Raw genomic sequence first — 25,612 nt, 5'->3', positions numbered from 1 at the left:
ACGCCTCTCATGGCTAATGGTCATTAGCCAGGATCAGAGGTGAAGCATGACCATCGGGTTCGAGATCGACGACAGGGTCGCCGACATCGCGCGGCGCACCACCGACTTCGTACGAGATGTGGTGATACCTGAGGAACAGGCGTGCGACGGGAACGTCCATACGGGGCCGGAACCACTGCGCCGCCGATTGCAGGAGGCCGCCCGTGCAGCAGGGGTGTTCGCCCCGCACGTGGGCGCCGAGTGGGGCGGGCTCGGGCTCGACCTGTGTGGGCAGGCCGTGGTGTTCGAGGCGGCGGGGCACTCGCTGCTGGGGCCGCTCGCACTCAACTGCGCCGCGCCCGACGAGGGCAACATGCATCTGCTCGAAGTGATCGCCACCGGGGAACAGAAACAGCGGTATCTGCGAGGTTTGGCCGCCGGTGAGATGCGGTCCTGCTTCGCGATGACCGAACCCTCGCCGGGCGCGGGTTCCGACCCGCGTGCGCTCGCCACGACCGCGACGAGAGTCGACGGCGGCTGGCGGATCGACGGCCGCAAGTGGTTCATCAGCGGCGCGGACGGCGCCGACTTCGCCATCTGCATGGCCCGCACCAGCGGCGGCCCCGGCGACGCGGGCGGCGCGACGATGCTCCTCGTCGACGCCGACAACCCTGGCATGAAGATCGTCCGGAACATCGACACCCTCGACCAGGGGCTGTTCGGCGGACACAGCGAAGTCGTGTTCGATCGCTGCGAAGTGGGCGACGACGCCGTCCTCGGCGAGGTGAACGAAGGCTTCAGGTACGCGCAGGTGCGGCTGGGCCCCGCCCGGATGACGCACTGCATGCGCTGGCTCGGGGTGGCACGCCGGGCGCAGGACATCGCCCTGGAGCGCGCGGCGGAGCGCTCGGCCTTCGGTATGCCGCTGGCCGAACTGGGCATGGTGCAACAGCTGTTGGCCGACTCCGAGATCGACATCGAGACCAGCCGCGCGGTCCTGTGGCGGGCCTGCTGGGAGCTGGACCAGGGCCGCTCGGCCGCCCAGCACACCTCCATCGCGAAGACATACGTCTCCGAGGCCGTGAACCGGGTCGTCGACCGCGCGGTGCAGGTGTGCGGCGCGCTCGGCATCTCGGGGGACGCCCCGCTGTCGCGGCTGTACCGGGAGGTGCGTCCGTTCCGCATCTACGACGGACCGTCCGAGACCCACCGCTGGGCGATCGCCAAGCGCGCGGTGCGGACGGCACAGGAACGGAGGGCCGCGCGGTGACCACCTCCCAGGAGGCCGTGGTCGGCGTCGACGTGCCCGCCCTGCGACGCTACTTCGAGCACCATGTACCTGATTTCACGGGCCAGTTGCGGATCGCACTGCTGCAGGGCGGGCGCTCCAACCTCACGTACGACGTCGCTGACGGGACACACCGGTGGGTGCTGCGCCGGCCGCCGCTGGGCGTGCTGACGCCGACCGCGCACGACATGGACCGTGAGTACCGCGTCGTCGCCGCGCTCGGCGACAGCGGGGTGCCGGTCGCCGGGGCCGTGCTGTCGTGCACGGACGCGGAGGTGATCGGCGCGCCGTTCTGCGTCGTCGACTTCGTGGAGGGCACGGTGCTGCGCGACGGCGACCGGGCCACCGAGCTTCCGCCCGCCGACGCGCGAAGCGCCGCCGAGGCGCTCGTGGACGCGCTGGTGGCACTGCACTCGGTCGACGCCGCCGCTGTCGGACTCGGCGACTTCGGCCGCCCCGACGGCTACCTGGAGCGCCAAGTGCGCCGGTGGCGCGGCCAGTGGGACAAGGTCGCCACCCGGACGCTGCCCGACGTCGACGAGCTGCACCGCAGACTCGCCCGCGCGCTACCCGCGAGCGGCGCCCCGACGATCGTGCACGGCGACTACCGCCTCGACAACACCATCCTGGCCCCGGGCGACTTCGGCCGGATCGCCGCCATCGTCGACTGGGAGATGGCCACGCTCGGCGATCCGCTCGCCGACCTCGGAATGCTCCTCATGTACTGGGACGCGACCTGCGAACCGGTCCTGGGGGCACGCCACGTCCCGACGGCCAACTCAGGATTCCCCTCCGGGCAGGAGCTGGCCGAGCGCTATGCCGCCCAGTCCGGCCGTGACATTCAATCTCTGCACTGCTACCAGGCGTTGGCCTGCTTCAAGCTCGCCGTCATCGCGGAGGGCATCCACGCCCGCTACGCGGCGGGGCAGACCGTCGGCACCGGTTTTGAGCGCGTGGGGTCCGCGGTGCCCGCGCTGCTGAACTCAGGTCTGGAGCTGCTGTCGTGACCGCGACCACACCGTCGTACGAAAGAACCGAAGGAGACACCGTGCGAGACCGACTGTCCGGACAGATCGCCCTCGTCACCGGAGCCACCGGCGGCATCGGAGACGCCGTGTCGCGGCGGCTGGCGGCGGAGGGCGCCGCGGTCGTGGTGACCGACGTCGACGCCGGCCGCTGCGAAGAGATGGCGAAGGAGCTGACGGCCGGCGGGGCGCGAGCGCTCGGCCTCGCCCTGGACGTCAGCGATGAGGCCGCGTGGCGCGACGCGGTCGAGCGGGTGGTCGCCGAACTGGGCGGCCTGACGGTACTCGTCAACAACGCGGGCATAGCGGAGATGCGGACCGTGGAGACGGAGACGCAGGAGTCCTGGGACAAGGTCATCGCGGTGACGCAGGGCGGAGTCTGGCTCGGCATGAAGCACGGCGGACCGGCGATCGAGCGCTCCGGTGGCGGCTCGATCGTCAACGTCGCATCGATCTTCGGCACGGTCGGCGGCTTCGGCAGCCAGTTCTCGTACCACGCGGCCAAGGGCGCGGTCCGGCTGATGACCAAGAACGCGGCCCTGCACTGGGCCACGCGCGGCGTCCGCGTCAACTCGATCCACCCCGGCTTCATCGAAACGCCCCTGTCCCGCGAACTGTGGCTGGGCACGCCCCGGCACACCGCGATGGTCGAGGGCACGCCCATGGCCCGCCTCGGCAGCCCCCACGAGGTCGCGGGGGCGGTCGCGTTCCTGGCCTCGGAGGACGCAAGCTTCGTCACCGGCTCCGAGCTGTACGTGGACGGCGGCTGGACGGCGCGCTGACAGCGAAGAGGGGAACGGCAACCGCCGCTCCCCTCTTCGCCCGTGCGTGCGCCGTCACCGCACGCGCGTGTACCGGTTCACCCCGTCCCGGAACGCCACCGTGCACCGGCCCCGCAGCACGAGCACGTCCAGGTGCGCCGCCGTCTCGTTGACCGCGAGCATCTGGTTGAACTCGCTGAGCTCACCGAAGGGCACCTCGCGGCGCGTCCAGCCCAGTGCGCGTGCCACCGCATGGGCATCGAGTGTGCCGTCACCCAGCGCCGCCAGGCTCTTCGCCAGCCGGTCGTCGTGGTGCGTGAGCAGCTCGGCGACGCGGGTGTGGGCGCTGTCGGTGACCGGTCCGTGCGCGGGCAGCAGGCGCGCGTCCGCGTACTGGGTCATCAGGTGCAGGGAGTCCAGGTAGTCGGCGAGCGGCTTGCCCCCGGGCTCGGCCAGTTCGAAGCCGATGGACGGCGTGATGTGCGGCAGGACGTGGTCCCCGGAGAACATCAGTCCGCGCTCTTCGTCCAGGAAGACCACATGTCCTCTGGTGTGTCCAGGAGTTGGTACGACGCGTAGTGCACGGTCGCCGAAGCTCAGGGTCTCCGCGCCGAGCCAGCGGTCGGGGGCCTCCCACACGCTCGGGTCGTAGCCGCCGTGGTGCATCGCCTGGACGCGGTCGGCCAGGTCGCCGGCGCCCGCCCTGCGCAACGTCTCCAGCGAGCCCGCGGGTTCGTCGCTGCGCAGCCGGTCCAGCATCTCCAGACCCGGGCGCTCACCCGCGCCCAGGTACACACGCGAGCCAAGGAGTCGGCGCAGCTCGACGGCGTTCGTGTAGTGGTCGCGATGGATGTGTGTGACCAGGATGTGGCTGATGTCGCCGAGATCGCGGCCGATGGCGGCGAGGGCCTCCTCAAGTGCCTTGCGCGCCTCGGGGATCGCCCAGCCGCCGTCGATCATGACGATGCCGTCGTCTTCCGCCAGGTTCTCCAGCAGATAGACGTTGACGGCGTGCAGTCCGTCGTTCGGCAGCGGCAGGGGAACGCGGTGTACCCCGGGCTGCACGGTCTGGATTCCGGCTGCGGCCCATGGGCCCTGGTCGAACCGCGTGGTCATGATTCTCCCTTGCTGGCTGGTGCTGGTGTGTCTGTGTGTCGGCCCGGGCTCGTGGATCAGGCCGGGCCGGGAGTCTGCGTGCGCAGCCGGTGGGCCAGTTCGCGGGCCCCGGACCGGTCGAGCTTGCCGACCTTGGTCTGCGGCAGCTCCTCGATCCCGTAGACGAACTCGGGCCACTTGGTCCGGGACAGGCCGACGCTGTCGAGGTGGCCTGTCACCTCCGCCAGGTCGATGTCGCCGCCGTCCTCGGTGACGACGAGCAGCGCGATGCGTTCGCCGAGCACCTCGTCCGGGACGGCCGCGACGCAGGCCCGTGCGACCCGTGGATAGCTGGCGACGGCTCGCTCGATCTCGGTGATGTCGATGTTCCGGCCGCCGCGGATGATGATGTCCTTCTCGCGGCCCATGATGGTGACGGTCCCGTCGTCATGGGTCATCAGCAGGTCGCCGGTGGGGAAGTAGCCGTCCTCGGTCAGTGCCGGCGCCTCGACCTTGCCGTCGCGTGCGTAGCCGACGAAGAGGGAGGGGCCGCGCACCTGCGCCCGGCCCGACACCCCCGGTCCGGCCGGGTCGCCCTCGGGGGTGACGGCGCGCAGGTCCGTGCCGGGAAAGGGGCAGCCGTCCCTGCCGAGCCGGATCTCCTCGGGTTCGTCGGGGCGGGGTGAGGTGTGGCCGAGGCACTCGGACATGCCGAAGACGCGCAGGATCTTCGTACCCAGGGACTGTTCGGCGCGCGCGAGGGCGCCACGGTCCATCGGGCCGCCCCCCACGGTGATCGCGCGGACTCCCCCGAGAATGCCGGAGCCGGCCGCCTCGGCCCCCATCTGCAGGGCCATGGTCGGCACGCACATGGTCCAGCGGACCTGTGCCTCGGCCATCCGCCGCAGCGCGACGGCCCGGTCCCACTTCGTCATCAGGACGAGCGGACCTCCCAGGAGAAGTGCGAGATAGACGCCGAAGCAGTACGCGGCCGTCGACGACAGCGGGACGATCGCGGCCACCGCGTCGCCGCGCGTCAGGCCGTTGATCTCGATGGTGCTCGTGCCCGCGTAGCGCAGGGCCCCCTCGGACTGGACGACGCCTTTGGGGCGCCCGGTCGAGCCGGAGGTCAGCCCGATGAGGACGCCGCCCGACCAGCGGCCCACCTCCCGCTGCCCGGGCACGGCGTGACAGGTCCAGCCGTCGAGCACCGGGTCCGAGGTGAAGGCGGTCCCGGCCTCGCCCTTCAACAGCTCGGACACCCCCCATTCGGCCATCGCCGAGGGCTCGGCGACCACGGCGTCGGGGCGGATGTCCTCGAAGGCGGCCGCGAACTCGGCACGTGTGGTGTGCCGGTTCACCACCGCCAGAACCCCGCCGCCGAGGCCCACGGCCAGCGCGCCCGCGACGGTCCGCCATGAGTTGTCGGCCTGGAGCATGACGGTCCCGCCGCACTCGTCGCCCGCGCCGGCAGACATCGCCGACGCGAGCCGGCCCGCCTGGGCGAGCAGCTCGCGCGCCGTGTGGCTGCCCGAGTCGTCGATGACAGCGACGAAGTCCGCTTGCTCGGCCCGTCGTTGGAACTCCTGCACTACCTGTCGCATCCCGCTTCCTCGCTACGCTGTGCCGAACTCCGCGATGAACCCTGCTCTGTGCATGCCGTGCTGGATGTACTGGACGTTGTGGAAACAGTCGTGCTGGAACTGTGGTGACCTCAGGCGGTGAACATCTCCGCCTCGCCGCCCATCACCGCGATCCGGCGGCCCTTCATGTCACCCACCTGGGCCACCGCGTCCGCCCACTCCGGGCTCGCGAGCGCCTTCTTCAGAGCTTCCGGGGAATCGAAGCTGAGCACGGAGATCCCGTCCCAGCCCTCGGAGCGCGGCTCCAGAGCCTGGTCGATCTCGGTGTGCCGCCATGCGCGAAGACCGGGCAGCCGGTAGGTCAGCTCCGCGTGGTCGCCGCGCCACCAGTCGATGAACCGCTCGTGCGTCCACTCCGGCGGGCGGGCGGCCAACAGAACGAGGTTGTACATGAGTTGCCTCCGAATGTGGTCCCTGACGCGGTCCCGTAGGTGTTCCCGTACGTAGTCCTGACTGGCTGGAGTCAGGCGAAGCGGATCTCGGACGACCGCCCGATCAGCAGCCGCTGCAGCCGGCCGCCGTCGTCCACCCGCCCTGCGGCGACGAAGGTCGCCTCGGGCACGCCCGCGCGCCGCACCTCGCCGAGGAACAGCTCCTCCTGGCCCAGAGTGGTCGCGGACAGCCGGTGGTGGGTGCGCGTGCCGCGCTCGCGCTGTTCGAGATAGCCGACCAGAGCGGCCCGGTCGCCCGCGAAGTCGGTCGCGTTCCCGTCACCGGTGGAGAACAAGATGGAGAGCGTGAAGTCGTCGCTGATCAGGTCGAGAATTCGGTTCGGCTCATCGGTGTCGAGGATCTCGAACCAGGCGGTGAGGAAAGGCGCGGGGGTTGTGTCGGTGGACATGGTGGTATCGCTCATGACTGCTCCGGAAACTCGATGAGGTCGTAGGTCGTGGTGAAGTACGACTGGTAGCGCGCCATCTGTCCGCCCGGCGTGATCACGGCGGCGGAGAGGAAGGATCCGACGGCCTTGCCGGACTCGACGACCACTCCGTACACGGTCTCCAGGTCGCCGTCGGAGCTGTGCCGGAGGATCTCGTGGGTCCGCTCTACGGCGTTGCGGCCGGAGATGTACGCCGCGAAGTCGTCCCTGGACCAGCCGGTCTCCTCACGGTTCGGCAGGGCGATACGGAAACGGAAGTCGGGCGCGAGGAGTTCGAGAGCCGTCTCGGGCTGCTCGCTGTCCATCCGTGCCATATAGGCGCGCAACACACTGGCCATGGGGTGGTCCTCTCGCTCTTCGCACAAATTGATCACTAGCGGTCACTGTCGGGACCGTTGCGGGCCGCGGACAGATGTCAGTCGCGGGTCGGCGGGGTGAAGAAGTCGCCCTGCGACTCCCAGCGCCCGTTCCTGACGACGACCTTCTGTACGTCGCGGGTGCCGAGGTGGTTGTCCGTGGAGAAGTTCAGGACCGGTCCGACCCCGGTGTCGACCGCTTTGGCTTTGTCGTACGCGGCGGTCAGGGCCTTGGAGGTGACCGGACCATCGATCGTCTTGGCGATCTCCACGAAAGCCTTGGCGGCTTCCCAGCCCCACAAGGTGATGAAGTCGGCCGGCTGCCCCTTCTCGTACTTCGCCATCGCCGCACGGAACTCCTCGACCGCGGGGTCGTCGTCGTTCGGCGACTTGACCAGCTGCACCGCCCTGACCCCTTCGGCCGCCTTGCCCGCCAGCGTGAGCGTGGACTGGGCGGCCACGGGCGCGTAGCCGTACACGGGAGTGGACAGTCCCTGCAACTTCGCCTCCTTGAGGTACGAGGCGGCCTCGGCGGACGCGAGGATCATCACGACCGCGTCGGGCTTCTCGGCCTTCACCTTGCTGATGACCGGGCTGTAGTCGGAGGTCTGGAACTTGACCTTCAGCTGCTTCACCCGGACCGACGGGTCGACCTTGTGGGCGGCGGGGCCTATCTCCTTCGCGACGTTCACGAAGGCGGCCGGGTCGCTGTGCACGACCAGCACTTTCTTGGCTCCGTCGCGCGCGACCCAGTCCCCGAGCGCGGCCGCCTGGTCCTCGTAGAGGGTCTGCAGACCGAACAGTCCGTCCCTGGCAGGCTGGTACCACGTCGCGTCCCCGCCCAGCGGGTTCAGCACCGGCACCTTCCTCTGGTCCAGGACGAAGGGGAACGTGGCCTGGGACTGAGCGGTGCCGTTGGCCGCGACGATCGCGACGACTCCGTCCTGGTCCACGAGGCGGCGGGCCACCTGCACGGTCTGCTGCGGATCGAAGGCACTGTCCTTGACGACCCAGTCGATCTTGCGGCCGTTGATCCCGCCGGCGGCGTTGACGGACTTGAAGTACGCGTCAGCACCTGCCCGTTCAGGGATGCCGAAGGATGCGAGGGCACCGGTGAGCGGGTACCAGGCACCGATCTTGATGACGTTGTCGTCCCCTACCGCCGAGGGGTTCTTGGTGCCGCAGGCGCTGGCCACCACGGCGAGCATGGCGGCGAGTGCGGCGATGAGCGCGCGTGTCGTGCGGCGTCGCATGACCCCTCCAGGAATCAACCTGAGTTCAGTTCAATTCACACGTCGGATCTTAATCCTGAGGAAACACCGCTGGCAATGGCTGGTTACGTACGCGATCACCGCGGATTCGCGGCGGGGCACCGGCCGCGACAGCACGGCGGCCCCCTGACGGGCATCCGTCAGGGGGCCGCACGATCGTGGGACGCTCAGTGCGTCAGGCGGCGACCATCCGCACGCAGGCGCCCTCGATCAGCTCGCTGATCTCGGAAAGCGGAGTGGCTCCGGACGGCCGGTACCAGCGCCACACGCTGACGATCAGACCGAGCACGCCCGCGCCCAGCAACTGCGCGTCCCGCAGCGGGAACGCGCCCTGGGACATGCCCTTCACCAGCAGGTTCGTCCAGTCCCGCTCGACGACCTGCACGAGCTGGCGGGCCGCGACGCGCTCGGCCTCCTCGCGCTTGGACCTGCGCGAACCCGAGAGCAGGTCCATATGGTTCTGCAAGATGCGCATCTGCAGGACCTCGTGCGGGGAGACGTCGTACGCCGCCCGGACTGCGGCGCGCAGCGCCTCGACGGGGCCCTCGGCGTCCGTGGTGGCTGCCACGAACTGGTCGTGGGAGCGCTCCAGTTCGAGCCGCATGATGGTGAGCAGGCAGTGCGTCTTCGACTCGAAGTAGTGGTAGAGGGCGGTCTGTCCGATACCGACCCGCTCCGCCACGGTGGACCACTTGGTGGCCTCGAAGCCGGCTTCGCCGAAGCAGTCCACAGCGGCCGCGAGAATGGCCGCGCGCTTGGACCTCGGTCCGGCCTCCGGTTCAACGATCCTTGTCATGCTCCCTCTCCTGGCCGTCACTCACCGTGTCCGTACCCGAGAGTAAACCCAAGTTGAACTCAGTTGCCAACCGGATCCGGTCAGAGACGTTCGAGCACGGTGGCGTTCGCCATGCCGCCGCCCTCGCACATCGTCTGCAGACCGTAGCGCCCCCCGGTCCTGCGCAGCTGGTGAACGAGTGTGGTCATGAGCCGGGCGCCCGTGGCGCCGAGCGGATGACCGAGCGCTATCGCCCCGCCGAAGGCGTTGACCTGCTCGTGGGCGGCGCCGATCTCCATCTGCCAGGCGAGGACCACGGAGGCGAAGGCCTCGTTGATCTCGACCAGGTCGATGTCGTCGATCGCGAGGCCGGCCTTGTCGAGCACCTTCTCGGTCGCGGGGATCGGTCCGGTCAGCATGTGGATCGGATCGGAGCCGACCACGGCCGTGGCGTGCACGCGGGCCAGCGGGGTCAGGCCGTGGCGGCGTACAGCCTCCTCGGAGGCGATCAGCAGGGCGGCGGCTCCGTCGGAGATCTGGCTGGAGACCGCGGCGGTGAGCCGGCCGTCCTCCCTCAGGGTCTTCAGGCCCGCCATCTTCTCCAAGGTGGTGTCGACGCGCGGGCCCTCGTCGGCGCTCAGCCCGAAGGCCGGGGTGATCTCGTCGTCGAAGTCGCCGGCCGCCTGCGAGGCGAGCGCCCGCTGATGGCTGGAGAGCGCGAACCGCTCCATGTCCTCACGGGTGACGCCCCACTTCTCGGCAATCAGCTCGGCGCCCCGGAACTGCGAGACCTCCTGGTCCCCGAAGTGCTCGCGCCAGCCCTCGCCCGCGAACGGGCTGCCCATACCGGCCTGTTCGCCGACGAACATCGGGCTGGCGATGGGCACCAGGCTCATTGCCTCCACACCCCCGGCAATCACCAGATCGGCGGCGCCGGACCCGACCGCCTGCGCGGCGAAGTGCACGGCCTGCTGGGAGGAGCCGCACTGCCGGTCGATGGTGGTCCCGGGCACGTGCTGGGGCAGGCCCGCCGACAGCCACGCGGTGCGGGCGATGTTCCCGGTCTGGGCGCCGATCTGGCTGACACACCCGAAGTACACGTCATCGACCGCGCCCGGGTCGACGCCTGCGCGCTCGATGAGCGCACTCAGCACATGCGCGCCGAGGTCCGCGGGGTGCACGCCGCTGAGCGTGCCCTTGCGGCGGCCGACCGGGGTGCGGACGGCTCCGACGATGAATGCTTCCGACACTGTGGGCTCCCTCTGGAACAGGTACGGGTACAGGTTCAGTCGTTAGGGGTGACGCCGGTGAAGTTCGGCGCCCGCTTGCCGAGGAACGCGGCGACGCCTTCGCGGCCCACGGCGGACGTGGCCGCGGCGGCGAGCGCGCGGGACTCGCGGTCGAGGTGCGTGCCGAGGCCGGAGGTCAGACCGGCGGCGACGAGCCGCCGGGTGACGCCGAAGGCGGCGGTGGGGCCGTCGCGCAGGGCCTCGGCTGTCCGCACGGCCTCGGCTGTCAGCTGATCCGCAGCGACGACCCGGCTCACGAGTCCGATCGAGGCGGCTTCCGCCACAGGCAGCCGCCGGTTCGTCAGCAGCAGGTCCAGGGCGCGCTTGGGCCCGATGAGGCGCGGCAGCGTCCAGCTCACTCCGGCGTCCGGCGCGTAGCCGATGCCGGTGTAGGCGGCGGTGAATGTGGCGTTGTCGGCGGCGAGAGTCACGTCGGCGGCCGCGGCCAGGCCGATGCCCGCGCCCGCGACGGCTCCCTGGACCGCGGCGACCATGGGCGCGTCGAGCGCGGCGAACACGCGCAGGGCGTCGTGCAGCGCGCCGGTGACCGCGCCGAGGTGCTTCTCCAGCACTTCGCCGGAGAGCTGGGCGAACTCCCTGAGGTCGCCGCCGACGCAGAAGGACTTCCCCTCGCCGGTGAGCAGCACGACCCGCACGGCCACACGTTCGCAGGCATGGGCCGCATCCAGCAGGCCGCGGGCCGTCGCCAGGTCGATGGCGTTGCCGGCCTCGGGGCGGCGCAGGGTGACCCGGGCGAGGCCGTCGTCCTGGATCTCGACCTGGACGCTCATCGCGCGGTCCATCCGCCGTCGACGGTCAGGACCTGCCCGGTGCAGTACGAGGACGCGTCCGAGGCCAGGAACAGCAGCGCGCCGTCGAGTTCGTGACCGTGGCCGCCGCGCCGCAGCAGGGTGTTGCGCTCGATCCAGCGGCTGGAACGCTCGTCGCCGAAGAGGTCCGCGGTCATCTCCGTGCGGAACCAGCCGGGTGCGAGGGCGTTGACCCGAATTCCCGCACGACCCCACTGACCCGCCAACTCCCGTGTCAGGCCGATGAGTCCGGCCTTGGACGCCGAGTAGCTCGCGCCGCCGAGGGGCGCGGCGGAGACGAGGCCGAGGATGGAGGAGACGTTGATGATGCTCCGGCCGCTCGCGCCTCCCGTGCTTTCCCCGGCGGATGCCTCGGCGGTGAGCCGGGCGAGGTGGAAGGGCGCGGTGAGGTTGACGCCGAGGACGTCGGCGAAGGCGTCCGGGGTCTCGTCATGTGCGCGCGTCTCGCCGGAGGTGGCCGCGTTGTTGACCAGGATGTCGATGCGGCCGGTGGTGGTCAGTGCCGTGTCCACCAGCCTCGTACGGTCGGCCTCGACGGAGACGTCGCAGGCGACGGGCTGGATGCGCGCGTCGGAGTCGGCGAGTTCCTTGAGCCGGTCGATGCGGCGGGCGGCGGCGAAGACAGTGGCGCCGGCCTGTGCGAGGACGGCGGCGAAGCGGGCGCCGAGTCCCGCGGAGGCGCCGGTGACAATGGCCGTCCGGCCCTCCAGGGAGAACAGCTCGGTGGCGGACGGCGGTGGCGCGTTCACTCGTCCACCCCGATGGGCAGGGCGGTCGCGCCGCCGTCGAGGACCAGGGTCTGGCCGGTCATCCAGGAGGAGGCGTCGGAGGCGAGGAAGAGGGCCGCGTTCGCCACGTCCTCCACCGTGCCGAGGCGCCGCATCGGCAGCTTGGCGGTGAGGACGGGCTCGCGAACTTCCCATACAGCGCGGGCCAGTTCGGTCTTGATGAGGCCCGGGGCGATGGCGTTGACCCGGGCGCGCGGACCGAGTTCGTAGGCCAGCTGCCGGGTCATGTGGAGCATGGCGGCCTTGGTGGCGTTGTAGTAGCCGATGTGCGGGTCGACGATCAGGCCGCCCACGGAGGCGATGTTGACGACCGCTCCCCCGTGCTCGGCCATCCAGGCCCGCCAGGCGCAGCGGGTCCAGGCGATCATCCCGTACTGGTTGACGCGGACGGTCTTCTCCGCGCGCGGCAGGTCCAGGTCGAGGAGATCGCCGTGGTAGGGATTCGTCGCCGCGTTGTTGACGAGGATGTCGAGCCGGCCGAAGCGGGCCATGGTCTCCTCGACGCAGGCCTCGGCCTGGTCGGGTTCGCCCGCGTTGGCGACGACCGTGTGCAGGTCACCGTCGCCCTTGACGCGCAGCAACTCCTCGCGCGCCTCGGCAAGTCCGGCGGCCTTGCGGGCGGCGATCACCACGTGTGCGCCGGCCGCCCGGTAGGCGGTGGCGATGCCGAGGCCGATGCCGCGGGATCCGCCGGTGATGACGGCCACCTTGCCGTCGAGGGTGTTGGCACTCACGCTGCTCCTGCCTTCATGTCGGACTTCTTCTTGTAAGGGGCGAGTTCCTGGCGGGCGACGGTCCGCAGATGCACCTCGTCGGGGCCGTCGGCGATCTTCAGCGCGCGCGTGATGGAGAACAGTCGGGCCAGCACGGTGTCGTCGCTGACCCCGGCCGCGCCGTGCGTCTGGACCGCCCTGTCCACGACCTTGTGGGCGACCTCCAGCGCGGCCACCTTGATCGCGGCGACCTCCATCCGCGCGGCAGCATTGCCCACTGTGTCCATCAGCCAGGCCGACTTGAGGACGAGCAGCCGCAGTTGCTCGATCTCGATGCGGCTGCGGGCGATCCACTCGCGCACCACGCCCCGCTCGGCGAGGGGCCCGCCGAAGGCGACGCGTTCGGTGGCGCGCTCGCACATCAACTGCAGTGCGCGCTCGGCGAATCCGACGGCCCGCATCGCGTAGTGCATACGACCCGGGCCGAGACGCCCCTGGGCGAGCGCGAAGCCTTCTCCCTCGCCGCCAAGGACGTTCTCGACGGGCACGCGGACGTTCTCGAAGAGCACTTCGCCGTGCCCGCACCGGTCGGTGTAGCCGAACATCGGCAGGTCGCGCACGACGGTGACGCCGGGGGTGTCGCGCGGGATGAGCAGCATGCTCTGCTGCCGGTAAGTGGGCGCGCCCGGGTCGGTCTTGCCCATCAGGATGATCAGCTTGCAGTCGGGGTCGAGGATCCCGGAGGTGTACCACTTGCGGCCGTTGACGACGTAGCTGTCGCCATCGCGGGTGATACGGGTACGGATGTTGCGGGCGTCGGAGCTCGCGACCTCGGGCTCGGTCATGGCGAAGCAGGAACGGATCTCTGCTTCCAACAGGGGTTGCAGCCAACGCTGTTGCTGCTCGGGCGTGCCGTACAGCGCGAGGAGTTCCATGTTGCCGGTGTCGGGCGCTGAGCAGTTGAACACCTCGTTGCCGATGATGGAGCGGCCCATGAGTTCGGCGAGCGGCGCGTATTCGAGGTTGGTGAGGCCAGCGCCCCGGTCGCCGTGCGCCATGAAGAGGTTCCACAGGCCTTCGGCCCGCGCCTTCTCCTTGAGCTCGGTCATGACCGGTGGCAGCGCGTGCGGGTCGTCCGCCTCGGCCAGCTGCCGGTCGTAGACGGGCTCTGCGGGGATGACGTGCTGCTCCATGAACGACCGCATACGGTCCTGGAGTTCGCTCGCCCGTGGCGAGTACCCGAAGTCCACGATTGCTCCTTTTCGAGAGTGGGGCGGCCGGTCCGGATCAGCCGAGGATGTCGAGCGCCGTGCGGATCATCGCGGCGATGGTGGGCGGCAGCCGTTCCTGGTCCGGATCGTGGTGTTTGCCCTCGCGGTGCCGGCGCAGGTTGTGGCCCATGATCGCGGCCATCTTCATGCGGCCCAGGGCCCGGAACCAGTCCATGTCGGGAAGGCCGGGGCCCCCGTCGCCGTACGCGTCGAGGAGTTCGGCCTCGGTGGGCAGGCCAGGCACGGCGCGCCCCAGCTGCGGGAAGTTGCGGTGGTCGGCGAAGAGCAGGAACCAGCCGAGGTCGATGCGCGGGTCGCCGACGCTCCAGATCTCCCAGTCGACGACCGCCGCCACCCGCTCGCCGACGCACAGCACGTTGCCGAGCCGGAAGTCGCCGTGCAGGAGGACCGGCGGGAGATCGTCGGGAACGTCGTCGGCGAGGCGCTTCAGCAGCTCTTCACCACCCGGCCGCAGTTCGGCCGGTACGGCGTGCAGAGTGCGGCTCCAGCGCTCCAACTCACCAGCTGCATCGAGCGGTTGCGGGGCGTCGAGGCCGGGTGCGCGGATGTCGGTGGCGTGCAGCCGCCCCAGCACGGAGGCGATCTCCAGCATCCGCGCCCGCGCGAGGGCCGCGGACAGCTCCGGCTCGTCGAGTACGGGCTCGACGGCCTCCCCGGCGGCGAAGTCCATGGCGAACCAGGCGGGTTGCGCCTCGTCGACGGCTGCGACACCCGGCACCGGAACATCGGTCCCGGCGAGCGCGGCCAACACCCGCGCCTGGCGCAGGACATCATTGCGCCCGACCGGCCGCTGCCCCGGTGGCACCGCCTTGACGACGTACTTCACGTTCCCCGCACCGATCGAGTACGTCAGCCCGGAGTGGCCGCCCGGCAGCGTCTTCAACTCGCCGATCGATGCTCCCGGATGCCTGCGCGCGAGCCGGTCACCGACCCGGACGGCCAGCTCCACCACCTGCGTCGACGTACTCATCGGACCGGCTCCCTGGGCAGGCCGAGCACGCGCTCGGCGAGGATGTTGTGCTGGATCTCGTCGGTGCCGCCCGCGATGCTGTAGCCCGGCGCGCCGAGCAGGTGCTCCGTCCAGGCGTACGTGCCCCACTCCCCCGTGTCCGCGACGAGCCTCGGTCCGAGCAGCTCCGACACCAGGTCGCTGGTGCGCCGCATCGTCTCGGTCGCGTACAGCTTCCCGACCGAGGCCTCCGCGCCGGGCTCGCGTCCGGCGACGAGGGCGCCGGTGATGCGCAGGCCGATGAGGCGTTGCACGAGGGCGCGGACGTAGAGGTCGGCGGCTTGCTGCTGTTCGGCGCCGGTGAGCGGTCTGGGCAGGTTCCGGGCCAGGTCCATCGCGCGGTCGGCGTTGTCGAGACCGAGGTTGCCGGAGTCGAGGCGCTCTGCGGCCAGCACGCTGAGCGTGACCCGCCAGCCCTCGCCGACCGGTCCGAGCCGGTCGGTGTCGGGCACGACGACGCCGTCGAGATAGACCTCGTTGAAGCTTGCTCCGCCGGTCATCTGCTGGATGGGGCGGACCGTCACGCCCGGCGCGTCCATGCGGACCAGGAAGACGGTGATACCCGCGTGCTTGCGGACCTCCGGGTCGGTGCGGCACACCGCGACGCCCCAGGTCGCCACCCGGGCCCCGGAGGTCCACACCTTGTGGCCGTCGAGGACCCAGCGGTCGCCGTCGCGGACCGCCTTGGTGCGCACCGCGGCGAGGTCGGAGCCCGCCTCGGTCTCCGAGAACAACTGGCAGGCCAGTTCGTCGGTGCGCAGCATCGGCCGCAGCCAGCGAGTCTTCTGCTCCTCGGTGCCCCAGATGCCGATCGCGGAGGCGACGAGCTGCTGGGTCACCGGGAAGATCTCGGTGCGATGCGGCACGTCGAAGGCCGCTTCCTCGGAGCGGTAGAGCTGCTCGTAGTACGCCGGCAGGTCGCGCCCTCCATACGTCGCCTGCCAGTTGAGCGCACCCCACCCCTGGTCGTGGCGCGTGCGCTCCCAGTCCTGGGTGCGGGCGGTGTGCTCGCGCTCCTGCTCCTCGGTCCAGTTCTCGAACACGGCGACCGAGTCGGAGCCGCTGCCCCACGCGCCGTCGGCGGCGCGCGGTCTGGCGACCGTGGCGAGCCACTGCCGGGCCTCGGCGCGGAACTCCTCGGGTTCCGGGATGCCGCTCATCTCTTCCTCCACCTCGGATTTCAGCGGGCGTTCAGCGGGCCAGGACCGTGCACGCGCTCACGCCCGGGGCGCCGTACACATGGGTGAAGCCGACCCTGGGTGTGCCGGGGACCTGGCGTTCACCGGCCCGGCCGCGCAGTTGCTGGACGACCTCGTAGACCTGACGCAGTCCGGAGGCTCCTATGGGTTCACCGTTGGCGATGCAGCCGCCGTCGGTGTTGACCGGCAGCGAACCGCCGATCTCCGTGGCACCGGAGGCGACCAGCCGCTCCTGCTCGCCGTCCTCGCAGAACCCGCACTCGGCCATGTGCATGACCTCGGCGCCGCTCTCGGTGTCCTGGAGCTGACAGACGTCGACCTCGCCGGGGCCGATCCCCGCCTCCGCGAAGGCGGCGGCCGCTGCATCCCGGCTGACGCTGGTCAAGTCGCCTCCGGGGATCGACGGGCTGAACACCTCGAACGAGCCGAAGCGCCGGGTCCGTACGGCCGCCGATCGCAGGGTGACCGACGGGCCGTCCAGGGTGCGGGCGATCTCGGGCGAGCAGAGCACCAGCGCGGCGGCGCCCGCTCCCGGGGAGCAGAACATGAAGCGGGTGAGCGGGTCGCTGACCATGCCGGAGTCCAGGATCTCCGCGGCGGTCACCGGCTTGCGGCGCCAGGCCTCGGCGGTGCGGGCCCCGTTGCGGTACGCCTTCTCGGCGACCAGTGCCAGGGTCTGCGGCGTGATGCCGTGCTCGTACATGTAGCGCTGGATCTTCATGCCGAAGAACTGCGTGGTGACCATGAGCCCGTCGCTGCCGTACTCCACGCCCAGGCCCCAGTCCTCGGGGCGGGGGTCGAAGGCACCGCGCGGGTGCTTGTCGAAGCCGACGGCGAGGACGACGTCCGCCATGCCCGAGCGGATCGCGTTGACGGCGGAGATCAGCGCGCTGCCGCCGGTCGCGCAGCCGTTCTTGACGTTCACGAACGGCAGCCCGGTCAGACCGAGTTGAGCCACCAGGGTGTCGGCGAGTCCGGCGCTGTCGCTGCCGCCGAACGCGGCCCGCACCCGCGACCACTCGATCCCGGCGTCCGCCAGCGCGGCGCGCACCGCGCTGACAGCCAGTTGCCTTCCGCTCGCTTCGGACCGGCCGAACGGGGTACGCCCGGCTCCGCAGATCAGGACGTCGCTGCTCATGCTTCCTCCTGTACGGGCCTGGCCCGGGGGACGCCGCCGCCCGCGGTCACGGTGAGCGGCATCCCGATCCGGACGGTGTCGAGGTCGTCGACGTCGAGCACGGCGGCCACCCGGACACCTTCTGCCAGCTCGACGTAGCCGACCGCGAACGGCGCGAACCCGCCGTGCGGTTCCTGGTACGGGGGCGACTTGGGGGCGTAGCGCTGCACCGTCCACGTCCACAGGGTGCCCGCGCCGGACAGGGCCGCCGACTCGGCCGGCCCTCCGCAGCGCGGGCACGTGTCGTCCGCGGGGTAGACCGCCACCGAGCAGCCCGAGCAGCGTGCGCCCTGGAGCCCGGTGGCCGGACTCCGCGGATCCGTGGTCATGGGATCAGCGCCCCTGCCACTTCGGGTCGCGCTTCTCCAGGAACGCCGACACACCCTCGGCGGCGTCCTCGGAGTTGAGCGCCACGCCCACGGCGAGGTGCTCCATGACCATCAGCGACTGCGTGTCGGCGTCCAGGCTGCGGTCGATGGTCATCTTGGTGAGCCACATGGTGAACGGGCTCTTGTCGGTGAGGTGGGAGATGAACTCCTCGACCCTCTCGTCCAGTTGCTCGGTCGGCGCGTGGTCGTTGATGAGGCCGAACTCGGTGGCCTCGACGCCGGAGAGCAACTTGCCGGTGAGCATCAGCTCCTTGGTCTTGCGGATGCCGATCATGCGCGGCACCCGGTAGATCGGGCCGGCCCCGCCGAACAGTGCGCGACGGATGTGGAAGTCGCCGATCTTGGCGTCGTCCGCCGCGATCGCGAAGTCGCAGGAGATCATGATCTCGAAGCCGCCGGCGGTGACGTAGCCCTCCAGGACCGCGACCGAGGGGGTCTTCATCGAGTACAGCCGGTCGCACACCTTGGCCGACTTGACCGCGACGTCGATCGCGTTCGACTTGCCGACGAAGTCCGCCTTCAGGCTGTCCAGGTCGAAGCCCGAGCAGAAGGTGCCGCCGCGGCCGCGGAACACCAGGACCCGCAGCTCCGGGTCCTCGTCGACCTCGGTGATGATCTCGTCGAGCCGGTCCAGGATCGGCACCGTCACGCAGTTCTTCTTCCAGGGGCGGTTGAGCCAGACGCGGGCGACGTGGCCGTCACGCTCGAACTGGATCTCGTCTTCCACTGCCATCTCTGATCCCTCCGGTCCAAACTGAACTGAATTCATTCCGAGTTTGCGGAGCTGGTGATCCACTGTCAACCCCCGAATCGAAATTGGTTCAGGAGTGGGTTGACGGGATGTCGACGAGGACCTTGACGCACCGCCCGTCCCGGACGTCGTGCAGCCCCGCGACGGCGTCGGCGAGCGGGATGTGGTCGAGCCAGCCGTCCGTCGGGTAGCGCCCGGCAGCCATGTACTCGATGACCCGCTCGAAGACGCCGTCGGGATAGGCCTCGGCGCCGAGCAGGGCCAGTTCGGCCAAGCGGACGACGGAGGCGTCGACCGCGACCGGGCCCGAGTACAGGGCCACCATCACGACGGGCGCCTGGGCGGCCACCGACCGGATCGCGGCATCCAGCGCCTCCGGCCGGCCCGAGCACTCGACGGCCGCGTCCACGCCGCGGCCTCGGGTGTGCCGCATCACCTCCTCGGCCACATCGATCGCGGCGGGATCGAGCACACGGGCGCCGTGCCGTTCGGCCGCGGCACGCCGGGCCGGCGAGGGTTCCACCACGGTCACGTCATGGACCCCGTGCGCCTTCAGCGCGAACAGCACCCCCATGCCGACCGCACCCGCTCCGGTCACCAACGCGCTGCCACCCCACGGGACATGGGCCCGCTCGACGGCGTTCAGACCCACCGCCATGGGCTCCACCAGAGCGCCCTGCTCCAGCGACAGGCCGTCCGGCAGCGACACCGCCGCACCGGCCGGCACGACCACGTACTGCGCGAGTCCGCCGCCGGGAGCGGTCACCCCGATCGCCGCCAGCGCCGTGCACAGGTGGGACAGGCCCGCCGTGCAGCGCGGGCAGACGCCGCAGGTTCGGATCGGCCGGACGCAGACACGGTCGCCGGGCGCGACCCGGTCGACCCCGTCACCGCAGGCCACGACCGTCCCGGCGAACTCGTGCCCCAAGGTCTGCGGCAGGGTGGCACCGGTCAGCGGGTTGGGCTCGTGCGTGGCGCGGGGCGTCTCGAAGTACTCGTGCAGATCCGTGCCGCAGATCCCCGCGTGAGCCACGCGGATCTTCACCTCGCCGGGGCCCGGCTCGGGCTCGCGCATCTCCTCGATCCGCAGATCCTTCGTTCCGTACAGCCTGGCGGCGAGCATCGTTCCTCCTGGGAATCGCTCCAGTACGACACTGTCGAGACTGTCACTGAACTGAATTGACTTCAACGGCTATGCTTGAAGCCTGCACCTACTTTGATTCAGGCCCAGGAGGGGCTCAGGGGTTCCATGCACCAGCCCTCGGCCCCGACCGGTCCCACCCGTATCCGCCCCCTGTCGACGCGGGCAGAGGGCAGTCAGGAGTGCATATGTCCGCCGGTGACGCGGCGGCGCGGCCGTACCGCGCTCAGCATCCCGTCCGCTTCGTGACCGCCTCGAGCCTCTTCGACGGCCATGACGCGTCGATCAACATCATGCGGCGCATCCTGCAGGCCCAGGGCGCGGAGGTGATCCACCTCGGGCACAACCGTTCGGTGAGCGAGGTCGTGGACGCCGCCCTGGAGGAGGACGTCCAGGGGGTGGCCGTCAGCTCCTATCAAGGCGGCCACATCGAATACTTCGAGTACCTCGTCGAGTCGCTGCGGGAGCGCGGCGCCGGACGGGTGCGCGTCTTCGGCGGGGGCGGCGGCGTGATCGTGCCGCAGGAGATCGAGCGTCTCTCGCGGGCGGGCGTACGGATCTTCTCGCCCGAGGACGGGCAGCGGCTCGGCCTGGTCGGCATGATCCGGGCGATGATCGAGGAGTGCGACACCGCCCCGTGGGAGGAGGCGCCCGCCGAGATCGGCCGGGTGCTGGCCGGTGAGCGCCAGGCACTGGCCCGGCTGTTGTCCGGGGCAGCCGCCGGTACCGTGCCCGCCGCGGATCTGCGCGCGCTCGAGAAGGCGGCCGGGGCGCGGCCGGTGCCGGTGCTCGGCATCACCGGCACCGGCGGATCCGGCAAGTCCTCGCTGACCGACGAGCTCGTCCGCAGGCTCCGCACCGACCAGCGGGACGCGCCGCGGGTGGCGGTCCTCGCCGTGGACCCCACCCGGCGCCGGGGCGGCGGCGCCCTGCTCGGCGACCGCATCCGCATGAACTCCCTCGACGGCGACCGGGTCTTCTTCCGCTCGCTGGCCACGCGGGGCAGCAGTGAACTCCCCGAAGGTCTGGCAGAGTCGATCACGGCCTGCAAGGCGGCCGGCTACGACCTGGTCATCATCGAGACGCCCGGCATCGGCCAGGGCGACGCGGCGATCGTGCCCTACGCGGATGTGTCGCTGTACGTCATGACGCCCGAGTTCGGCGCCGCCTCTCAGCTCGAGAAGATCGACATGCTCGACTTCGCGGACGTCGTCGCCATCAACAAGTTCGAGCGGCGTGGCGCGGCGGACGCGATGCGCGACGTCGGACGCCAACTCGTGCGCAACCGAGAGGCGTTCAGCTCCCGCCCCGACGAGATGCCGGTCTTCGGCACCAGTGCCGCGACCTTCAACGACGACGGCGTCACCGCGCTCTACCAGCATCTGCGCACCCTGCTCGGCGAGCGGGGCATGCCGGTCCGCCCCGGCGCGCTGCCCGCGGTGGCGGTCCGCCATTCCAGTGGTGCGGCCCAGATCGTGCCCCCGTCGCGGGCGCGCTATCTGTCCGACATCGCCGAGGCGGTGCGTACGTACCATGCGCGCACCAGTGACCAGGCCGAGGCGGCCCGACGGGTTCAGCAACTGACTTCGGTGCGCGCGGAGTTGGTTGGTGCGCACGCTTCGGCCTCCGACGTCGACCGGTTGCTCGGCGAGGCACGGGAGCGGTTGGGCGAGGATGCCCGGAGTGCGCTGGAGCAGTGGCCGCGCACCGTGCAGGCCTACAGCGGCGACGAGTTGGTGTTCACCGTCCGCGGCCGGGAGCTGCGCACCGGCCTTGTGCGAGAGTCGCTGTCGGGCAGCCGGATACCGCGCGTGGCGCTGCCGCGGTACACGGACCACGGGGAGCTGTTGCGATTCCTGCGGGAGGAGAACCTGCCGGGCTCGTTCCCCTTCACGGCCGGGGTGTTCCCCTTCAAGCGGGAGGGCGAGGACCCGGCGCGGATGTTCGCCGGCGAGGGCGATCCGTTCCGTACCAACCGCCGGTTCAAGCTGCTGTCCGAGGGTGGCGAGGCGACCCGCCTGTCCACGGCCTTCGACTCCGTCACGCTGTACGGCCGCGACCCCGATCCGCGCCCCGACGTCTACGGCAAGGTCGGCACCTCGGGAGTCTCGGTGGCAACACTGGACGACATGAAGGCGCTGTACGACGGGTTCGACCTGGTCGCACCGACCACGTCCGTGTCGATGACGATCAACGGCCCGGCGCCCACGATCCTCGCGTTCTTCCTCAACACCGCCATCGACCAGAGGCTCGACGCATACGCCGCCGAGCATGGCCACGCGCCCGGACCCGAGCAGGACCGGGAGATCCGGGCCGAGGTGCTCCGCACTGTGCGCGGCACCGTACAGGCCGACATCCTCAAGGAGGACCAGGGCCAGAACACCTGCTTGTTCTCGACGGAGTTCAGCCTGCGCATGATGGGTGACATCCAGGCGTGGTTCATCGAGCAGGACGTCCGCAACTTCTACTCCGTGTCCATCTCGGGCTATCACATCGCCGAGGCCGGGGCGAACCCGATCAGCCAGCTCGCCTTCACGCTCGCCAACGGGTTCACGTACGTCGAGTCGTACCTGGCGCGCGGGATGGACATCGACGACTTCGCGCCGAACCTGTCGTTCTTCTTCTCCAACGGCATGGATCCGGAGTACTCGGTGCTCGGCCGGGTGGCCCGGCGCATCTGGGCCGTCGCCATGCGCGACCGGTACGGGGCGAACGAGCGCAGCCAGAAGCTCAAGTACCACGTGCAGACCTCCGGCCGCTCCCTGCACGCCCAGGAGATGGACTTCAACGACATCCGCACCACCTTGCAAGCCCTCATCGCGATCTACGACAACTGCAACAGCCTGCACACCAACGCCTTCGACGAGGCGGTCACCACCCCCACCGAGGACTCCGTCCGACGGGCACTCGCCATCCAGCTGATCATCAACCGCGAGTGGGGCCTGGCGATGAACGAGAACCCACTGCAGGGCTCGTACATCATCGACGAACTCACCGATCTCCTGGAGGAGGCGGTGCTCACGGAGTTCGAGCGGATCAGTGAGCGGGGCGGGGTGCTCGGCGCGATGGAGACCGGCTACCAACGCGGCCGTATCCAGGACGAGTCGCTGCTCTACGAGGAGCGCAAGCACGACGGGTCCCTGCCGATCATCGGCGTCAACACCTTCCGCGCCCCCCGTGCCGAGGAAGGGCAGGGCGCGCCCGTCGTCGAACTGGCCCGCGCCACCGAGCAGGAGAAGCAGTCCCAGCTCGACCGCGTCCATGACTTCCAGGTTCGCCACGAGGACCTGGCCCGCGCCGCCCTCGCCGAGCTCAAGCGGGCCGCGGCCGACGGGGAGAACGTCTTCGCCGTGCTGATGGACGCCGCGCGGGTCTGTTCGCTCCAGCAGATCACCGAGGCCTTCTTCGAGGTGGGCGGGGCGTACCGGCGCAACGTCTGATGCCCCTCCACAACACCGACTCCCGCCAACTCCTCCAACAAGAAGGGATGTTCATGACTGCCATCTCCCGCCTCGGCGTCGTCGGCTGCGGCCTCATGGGCTCCGGCATCGCCGAGGTCGCCGCGCTGCGCGGCCTGGACGTGACCGTCGCCGAATCGACCCCCGAACTCGCCGCCATCGGCCGCGCCCGCGTCACCGCGTCCCTCGACCGCGGGCTGCGACGCGGCAAGCTCACCGAGGCCGACCGTGACCACGCACTCGCCCGGCTCTCGTTCACGCATGACCTGGGAGACCTGTCCGACCGGCAGTTCGTCGTCGAGGCCGTCGCCGAGAGCCGGGAGGTGAAACTCGAGGTCTTCCGTCAGCTGGACAAGGTGGTGGCCGATCCGCACGCGGTGCTCGCCACGAACACCTCGTCGATCCCCGTCGTCGACCTCGCCGTCGCCACCGGCCGCGCCTCCCAGGTGGTGGGCCTGCACTTCTTCAACCCCGTACCGGTGCAGAAGCTCGTCGAGCTGATCCCCGCCCTCACCACCGGCGCCGACACCCTGGCCCGCGCCCGCGACTTCGCCGCCGAGGGGCTGGGCAAGGAGGTCGTGCAGGCACCCGACCGGTCGGGCTTCGTGGTCAACGCGCTGCTCGTGCCGTATCTGCTCGCCGCGATCCGCATGGTCGAGTCCGGCGCGGCCCGTCCCGAGGACATCGACCGCGGGATGGAGCTGGGCTGCGCCCACCCGATGGGGCCGCTGCGGCTGCTCGACCTGATCGGCCTGGACACCGCGCAGGCCGTGGCCGACTCGCTGTACGAGGAGTTCAAGGAGCCCCTGTACGCCGCTCCTCCGCTGCTGCAGCGGATGGTGACCGCGGGGCATCTGGGCCGTAAGAGCGGGCGCGGGTTCTACGCGTACGACGCCTGACGACAACACCTCACCACATACGTGAAAGCCGGCCGCTGGACAGCGGCCGGCTTTCACGTACCGTGCGGGTCAGCCGCCCATGCGCAGGTCGTCGGCGATGCGCTCGGCCAGCATCATGGTCGTCGTGTTGGTCGGCAGCGCCGGGATGTCCGGCATGATCGAGGCGTCCACGACGTACAGACCGTCCGTGCCGTGCACCTTGCCGTACTGGTCGACGACCGCGGTGGAAGTCCCCTCACCGCCCATCGCACACGTCCCGACGGCGTGGCAGCAGGTGTTCTTGCCCTGGAGGACGGCGTGGACCAGGTCGGCGTCGGTGGTGACCGCGGGGCCGGGCCAAGTCTCGGCCTTGATGTATTTCCGCAGCGGGGACGACTCCATGATCTGCCGCATGTGGCGGATGCCGGACACCATGCGCCGCAGGTCGTCGGGGTGCTCGAAGAGGCCGAGACCGATCCGCGGTGCGGCGTCCGGGTCGCGGGAGACGATCTCCATGCTGCCCAGGGAGTACGGGCGGTACAGGACGAGCGGCACCAGCAGCTCCCCGGGCTCCATCGTCAGAACGACGGCGTGCAGGTCGACAGCGTCGCCGCTGTCGGCGCCGCTCGCGGCGAAAGTGAGCACGCTCTGCAGGGGCGGGGTGAGTTCGCCGACGGCTTCCTCGTCCACCTGGTAGGTGAGGTAGACCATCGGGTGGTCGCGGAGATTCCGGCCGACGCCTTCAAGGGTGCGGACCACCGGTATGGACAGCTCGTCGAGGATCCGCCGCGGGCCTACGCCGGAGCGCATCAGGATCGACGGGCTGCCGATCGAGCCCGCGGCGAGGACGATCAGGTCGGCTTCCAGGCGGGTTCCGTCGGTGAGAAGTACGGCACGTGCCGTGGCGTCCTTGGTGAACTCGACGCGGTCCACGGTCCGTTCGCCGAGGACGGTGAGGTTCGTACGGCCGCGCGCCGGGCCGAGGTAGGCGATGGCGGAGCTCTGGCGGATGCCGTTCGCGCGGTTGAGGGGAAGCGGGCCCGCGCCGAGCTGGTCGGCGCCGTTCATGTCCTCGTGCACGGAGTGGCCGGCCTGGGCGCAGGCGTCCAGGAACGCGGCCTGGACCGGGCGCAGCCCGCTGCTTTCGGTGAAGCGCTCGATGTGCACGGGGCCGCCGGTGCCGTGCAGTTCACCGCCGGCCGGGTCGTCCTCCAGCTTCTTCAGGTAGGGCAGGACCTGGTCCCAGGACCAGCGGTCGTTGCCGAGGCCGGTCCAGCGGGCGAGGTCGTCCGGGGTGGGACGCAGGGCGTTGGCGCCGTTGACGGATGAGGAGCCGCCGATGACCTTGCCCCGCAGGACGGGGACGGACTCCTTCTTCACCTTGCCGAACATCGGGATGTTGTCGGCCTCGGCGACCTCGTCGGTCGACGTGTAGCCCCAGTCGTGCGTGGTGAACCCGATCTTGTCGGCGTCGAGGACCTCGGGGGCGGTCTCCTCCGGCGTGCGGTAGTCGGGGCCCGCCTCGATCAGCGTGACCGAGTTGCCGGGGTCCTCGCTGAGCCGAGCGGCCAGAACTCCTCCTGCGGAGCCGCCTCCACACACCACGATGCGACGTGTCATTGCTA

The 25,612-nt window shown here is 70.4% G+C and carries 24 protein-coding genes; 5 read left to right on the top strand and 19 right to left on the bottom strand.

Features of this window, described 5'->3' with window-relative positions:
* Positions 1-46: 46 nt before the first annotated feature.
* Genes OHO83_RS44240 through OHO83_RS44230 form a run of 3 tightly spaced genes read left to right on the top strand, consistent with a single transcriptional unit; the run spans position 47 to position 3,074 of the window.
* Positions 47-1,249 carry an acyl-CoA dehydrogenase family protein gene (locus OHO83_RS44240; protein WP_266681150.1) on the top strand — a complete coding sequence of 401 codons (1,203 nt, stop codon included), beginning with the start codon at positions 47-49 and terminating at the stop codon, positions 1,247-1,249.
* The gene (locus OHO83_RS44235) at positions 1,246-2,274 is read left to right on the top strand and encodes a phosphotransferase family protein (RefSeq protein ID WP_266681148.1); all 1,029 of its coding nucleotides are present in this window, start codon (positions 1,246-1,248) and stop codon (positions 2,272-2,274) included. The genes OHO83_RS44240 and OHO83_RS44235 overlap by 4 nt, the downstream gene beginning before the upstream one ends.
* Positions 2,275-2,315: 41 nt before the next feature.
* Positions 2,316-3,074, top strand: coding sequence for an SDR family NAD(P)-dependent oxidoreductase (locus OHO83_RS44230; protein WP_266681146.1), 759 nt, complete (start codon positions 2,316-2,318; stop codon positions 3,072-3,074).
* 54 nt (positions 3,075-3,128) lie between these two features.
* Here OHO83_RS44230 and OHO83_RS44225 read toward each other — a convergent pair whose 3' ends face one another.
* From OHO83_RS44225 to OHO83_RS44140, 18 genes are all read right to left on the bottom strand, one after another.
* Positions 3,129-4,169, bottom strand: a complete 1,041-nt coding sequence (locus OHO83_RS44225) for an MBL fold metallo-hydrolase (protein ID WP_266681144.1) — start codon at positions 4,167-4,169, stop codon at positions 3,129-3,131.
* Between the two features lie 56 nt (positions 4,170-4,225).
* Positions 4,226-5,752 carry a class I adenylate-forming enzyme family protein gene (locus OHO83_RS44220; RefSeq protein WP_266681142.1) on the bottom strand — a complete coding sequence of 509 codons (1,527 nt, stop codon included), beginning with the start codon at positions 5,750-5,752 and terminating at the stop codon, positions 4,226-4,228.
* A 110-nt stretch (positions 5,753-5,862) separates the two neighbouring features.
* Complete coding sequence (locus OHO83_RS44215; RefSeq protein ID WP_266681140.1) at positions 5,863-6,183, bottom strand: EthD domain-containing protein; 321 nt, start codon at positions 6,181-6,183, stop codon at positions 5,863-5,865.
* A 71-nt stretch (positions 6,184-6,254) separates the two neighbouring features.
* Positions 6,255-6,647 carry a hypothetical protein gene (locus tag OHO83_RS44210; RefSeq protein ID WP_330280675.1) on the bottom strand — a complete coding sequence of 131 codons (393 nt, stop codon included), beginning with the start codon at positions 6,645-6,647 and terminating at the stop codon, positions 6,255-6,257.
* Positions 6,644-7,009, bottom strand: a complete 366-nt coding sequence (locus tag OHO83_RS44205) for a nuclear transport factor 2 family protein (RefSeq protein ID WP_266681136.1) — start codon at positions 7,007-7,009, stop codon at positions 6,644-6,646. Before OHO83_RS44205 ends, OHO83_RS44210 begins: the two co-directional genes overlap by 4 nt.
* A gap of 77 nt (positions 7,010-7,086) precedes the next feature.
* Entirely contained in the window at positions 7,087-8,280 is a 1,194-nt protein-coding gene (locus OHO83_RS44200; protein WP_330280674.1) for an ABC transporter substrate-binding protein, read from the bottom strand.
* Between the two features lie 193 nt (positions 8,281-8,473).
* Positions 8,474-9,094, bottom strand: a complete 621-nt coding sequence (locus OHO83_RS44195; RefSeq protein WP_266681132.1) for a TetR/AcrR family transcriptional regulator — start codon at positions 9,092-9,094, stop codon at positions 8,474-8,476.
* 80 nt (positions 9,095-9,174) lie between these two features.
* Positions 9,175-10,323, bottom strand: coding sequence for an acetyl-CoA C-acetyltransferase (locus OHO83_RS44190; RefSeq protein ID WP_266681130.1), 1,149 nt, complete (start codon positions 10,321-10,323; stop codon positions 9,175-9,177).
* A gap of 35 nt (positions 10,324-10,358) precedes the next feature.
* A complete protein-coding gene (locus tag OHO83_RS44185) occupies positions 10,359-11,153 on the bottom strand; it encodes an enoyl-CoA hydratase-related protein (RefSeq protein WP_266681128.1) in 795 nt (264 codons plus the stop codon).
* Positions 11,150-11,941: an SDR family NAD(P)-dependent oxidoreductase gene (locus tag OHO83_RS44180; protein ID WP_266681126.1), complete on the bottom strand. Its 792-nt coding sequence runs from the start codon at positions 11,939-11,941 to the stop codon at positions 11,150-11,152. The genes OHO83_RS44185 and OHO83_RS44180 overlap by 4 nt, the downstream gene beginning before the upstream one ends.
* Positions 11,938-12,714, bottom strand: a complete 777-nt coding sequence (locus tag OHO83_RS44175; protein ID WP_266681124.1) for an SDR family oxidoreductase — start codon at positions 12,712-12,714, stop codon at positions 11,938-11,940. Before OHO83_RS44175 ends, OHO83_RS44180 begins: the two co-directional genes overlap by 4 nt.
* Positions 12,711-13,943, bottom strand: a complete 1,233-nt coding sequence (locus OHO83_RS44170; RefSeq protein WP_266681122.1) for an acyl-CoA dehydrogenase family protein — start codon at positions 13,941-13,943, stop codon at positions 12,711-12,713. The genes OHO83_RS44175 and OHO83_RS44170 overlap by 4 nt, the downstream gene beginning before the upstream one ends.
* 37 nt (positions 13,944-13,980) lie before the next feature.
* Positions 13,981-14,955 (bottom strand): phosphotransferase family protein, encoded by a 975-nt coding sequence (locus OHO83_RS44165; protein ID WP_266681120.1) that lies wholly within the window; start codon positions 14,953-14,955, stop codon positions 13,981-13,983.
* Positions 14,952-16,154 (bottom strand): acyl-CoA dehydrogenase family protein, encoded by a 1,203-nt coding sequence (locus OHO83_RS44160; RefSeq protein ID WP_266681118.1) that lies wholly within the window; start codon positions 16,152-16,154, stop codon positions 14,952-14,954. Before OHO83_RS44160 ends, OHO83_RS44165 begins: the two co-directional genes overlap by 4 nt.
* Before the next feature lie 31 nt (positions 16,155-16,185).
* Positions 16,186-17,331, bottom strand: coding sequence for a thiolase family protein (locus tag OHO83_RS44155; RefSeq protein WP_266681116.1), 1,146 nt, complete (start codon positions 17,329-17,331; stop codon positions 16,186-16,188).
* The gene (locus OHO83_RS44150) at positions 17,328-17,699 is read right to left on the bottom strand and encodes a Zn-ribbon domain-containing OB-fold protein (protein ID WP_266681114.1); all 372 of its coding nucleotides are present in this window, start codon (positions 17,697-17,699) and stop codon (positions 17,328-17,330) included. Before OHO83_RS44150 ends, OHO83_RS44155 begins: the two co-directional genes overlap by 4 nt.
* Before the next feature lie 4 nt (positions 17,700-17,703).
* Complete coding sequence (locus OHO83_RS44145) at positions 17,704-18,492, bottom strand: enoyl-CoA hydratase/isomerase family protein (RefSeq protein ID WP_266681112.1); 789 nt, start codon at positions 18,490-18,492, stop codon at positions 17,704-17,706.
* Between the two features lie 88 nt (positions 18,493-18,580).
* Positions 18,581-19,633 (bottom strand): 2,3-butanediol dehydrogenase, encoded by a 1,053-nt coding sequence (locus OHO83_RS44140; RefSeq protein ID WP_266681110.1) that lies wholly within the window; start codon positions 19,631-19,633, stop codon positions 18,581-18,583.
* Between the two features lie 206 nt (positions 19,634-19,839).
* Here OHO83_RS44140 and icmF point away from each other — a divergent pair, with 206 nt between their 5' ends.
* A complete protein-coding gene (gene icmF, locus OHO83_RS44135) occupies positions 19,840-23,091 on the top strand; it encodes a fused isobutyryl-CoA mutase/GTPase IcmF (protein ID WP_330280673.1) in 3,252 nt (1,083 codons plus the stop codon).
* 53 nt (positions 23,092-23,144) lie between these two features.
* On the top strand, positions 23,145-24,008 hold the full coding sequence (locus OHO83_RS44130; RefSeq protein WP_266681106.1) for a 3-hydroxybutyryl-CoA dehydrogenase: 864 nt from the start codon (positions 23,145-23,147) through the stop codon (positions 24,006-24,008).
* A gap of 69 nt (positions 24,009-24,077) precedes the next feature.
* Here the strand turns inward: OHO83_RS44130 and OHO83_RS44125 are convergent, their stop codons facing one another.
* Positions 24,078-25,607, bottom strand: coding sequence for a GMC family oxidoreductase (locus OHO83_RS44125; RefSeq protein WP_266681104.1), 1,530 nt, complete (start codon positions 25,605-25,607; stop codon positions 24,078-24,080).
* Positions 25,608-25,612 lie beyond the last annotated feature (5 nt).

It is taken from the genome of Streptomyces sp. NBC_00569, assembly GCF_036345255.1.
In the GTDB taxonomy this organism is placed as follows: domain Bacteria; phylum Actinomycetota; class Actinomycetes; order Streptomycetales; family Streptomycetaceae; genus Streptomyces.
Note: the sequence above shows the minus strand (reverse complement) of the source record. Positions and strands in the feature narration are given on the sequence as shown.

Bases quoted from the DNA above. Each gene is read 5' to 3' on its own strand.
- OHO83_RS44130 (WP_266681106.1), top strand. From the start codon at position 23,145: ATGACTGCCATCTCCCGCCTCGGCGTCGTCGGCTGCGGCCTCATGGGC.
- OHO83_RS44155 (WP_266681116.1), bottom strand. From the start codon at position 17,331: ATGAGCAGCGACGTCCTGATCTGCGGAGCCGGGCGTACCCCGTTCGGC.
- OHO83_RS44210 (WP_330280675.1), bottom strand. From the start codon at position 6,647: ATGAGCGATACCACCATGTCCACCGACACAACCCCCGCGCCTTTCCTC.
- OHO83_RS44225 (WP_266681144.1), bottom strand. From the start codon at position 4,169: ATGACCACGCGGTTCGACCAGGGCCCATGGGCCGCAGCCGGAATCCAG.
- OHO83_RS44145 (WP_266681112.1), bottom strand. From the start codon at position 18,492: ATGGCAGTGGAAGACGAGATCCAGTTCGAGCGTGACGGCCACGTCGCC.
- OHO83_RS44185 (WP_266681128.1), bottom strand. From the start codon at position 11,153: ATGAGCGTCCAGGTCGAGATCCAGGACGACGGCCTCGCCCGGGTCACC.
- OHO83_RS44205 (WP_266681136.1), bottom strand. From the start codon at position 7,009: ATGGCCAGTGTGTTGCGCGCCTATATGGCACGGATGGACAGCGAGCAG.
- OHO83_RS44140 (WP_266681110.1), bottom strand. From the start codon at position 19,633: ATGCTCGCCGCCAGGCTGTACGGAACGAAGGATCTGCGGATCGAGGAG.
- OHO83_RS44220 (WP_266681142.1), bottom strand. From the start codon at position 5,752: ATGCGACAGGTAGTGCAGGAGTTCCAACGACGGGCCGAGCAAGCGGAC.
- OHO83_RS44240 (WP_266681150.1), top strand. From the start codon at position 47: ATGACCATCGGGTTCGAGATCGACGACAGGGTCGCCGACATCGCGCGG.
- OHO83_RS44125 (WP_266681104.1), bottom strand. From the start codon at position 25,607: ATGACACGTCGCATCGTGGTGTGTGGAGGCGGCTCCGCAGGAGGAGTT.
- OHO83_RS44165 (WP_266681120.1), bottom strand. From the start codon at position 14,955: ATGAGTACGTCGACGCAGGTGGTGGAGCTGGCCGTCCGGGTCGGTGAC.
- OHO83_RS44200 (WP_330280674.1), bottom strand. From the start codon at position 8,280: ATGCGACGCCGCACGACACGCGCGCTCATCGCCGCACTCGCCGCCATG.
- OHO83_RS44195 (WP_266681132.1), bottom strand. From the start codon at position 9,094: ATGACAAGGATCGTTGAACCGGAGGCCGGACCGAGGTCCAAGCGCGCG.
- OHO83_RS44160 (WP_266681118.1), bottom strand. From the start codon at position 16,154: ATGAGCGGCATCCCGGAACCCGAGGAGTTCCGCGCCGAGGCCCGGCAG.
- icmF (WP_330280673.1), top strand. From the start codon at position 19,840: ATGTCCGCCGGTGACGCGGCGGCGCGGCCGTACCGCGCTCAGCATCCC.
- OHO83_RS44150 (WP_266681114.1), bottom strand. From the start codon at position 17,699: ATGACCACGGATCCGCGGAGTCCGGCCACCGGGCTCCAGGGCGCACGC.
- OHO83_RS44215 (WP_266681140.1), bottom strand. From the start codon at position 6,183: ATGTACAACCTCGTTCTGTTGGCCGCCCGCCCGCCGGAGTGGACGCAC.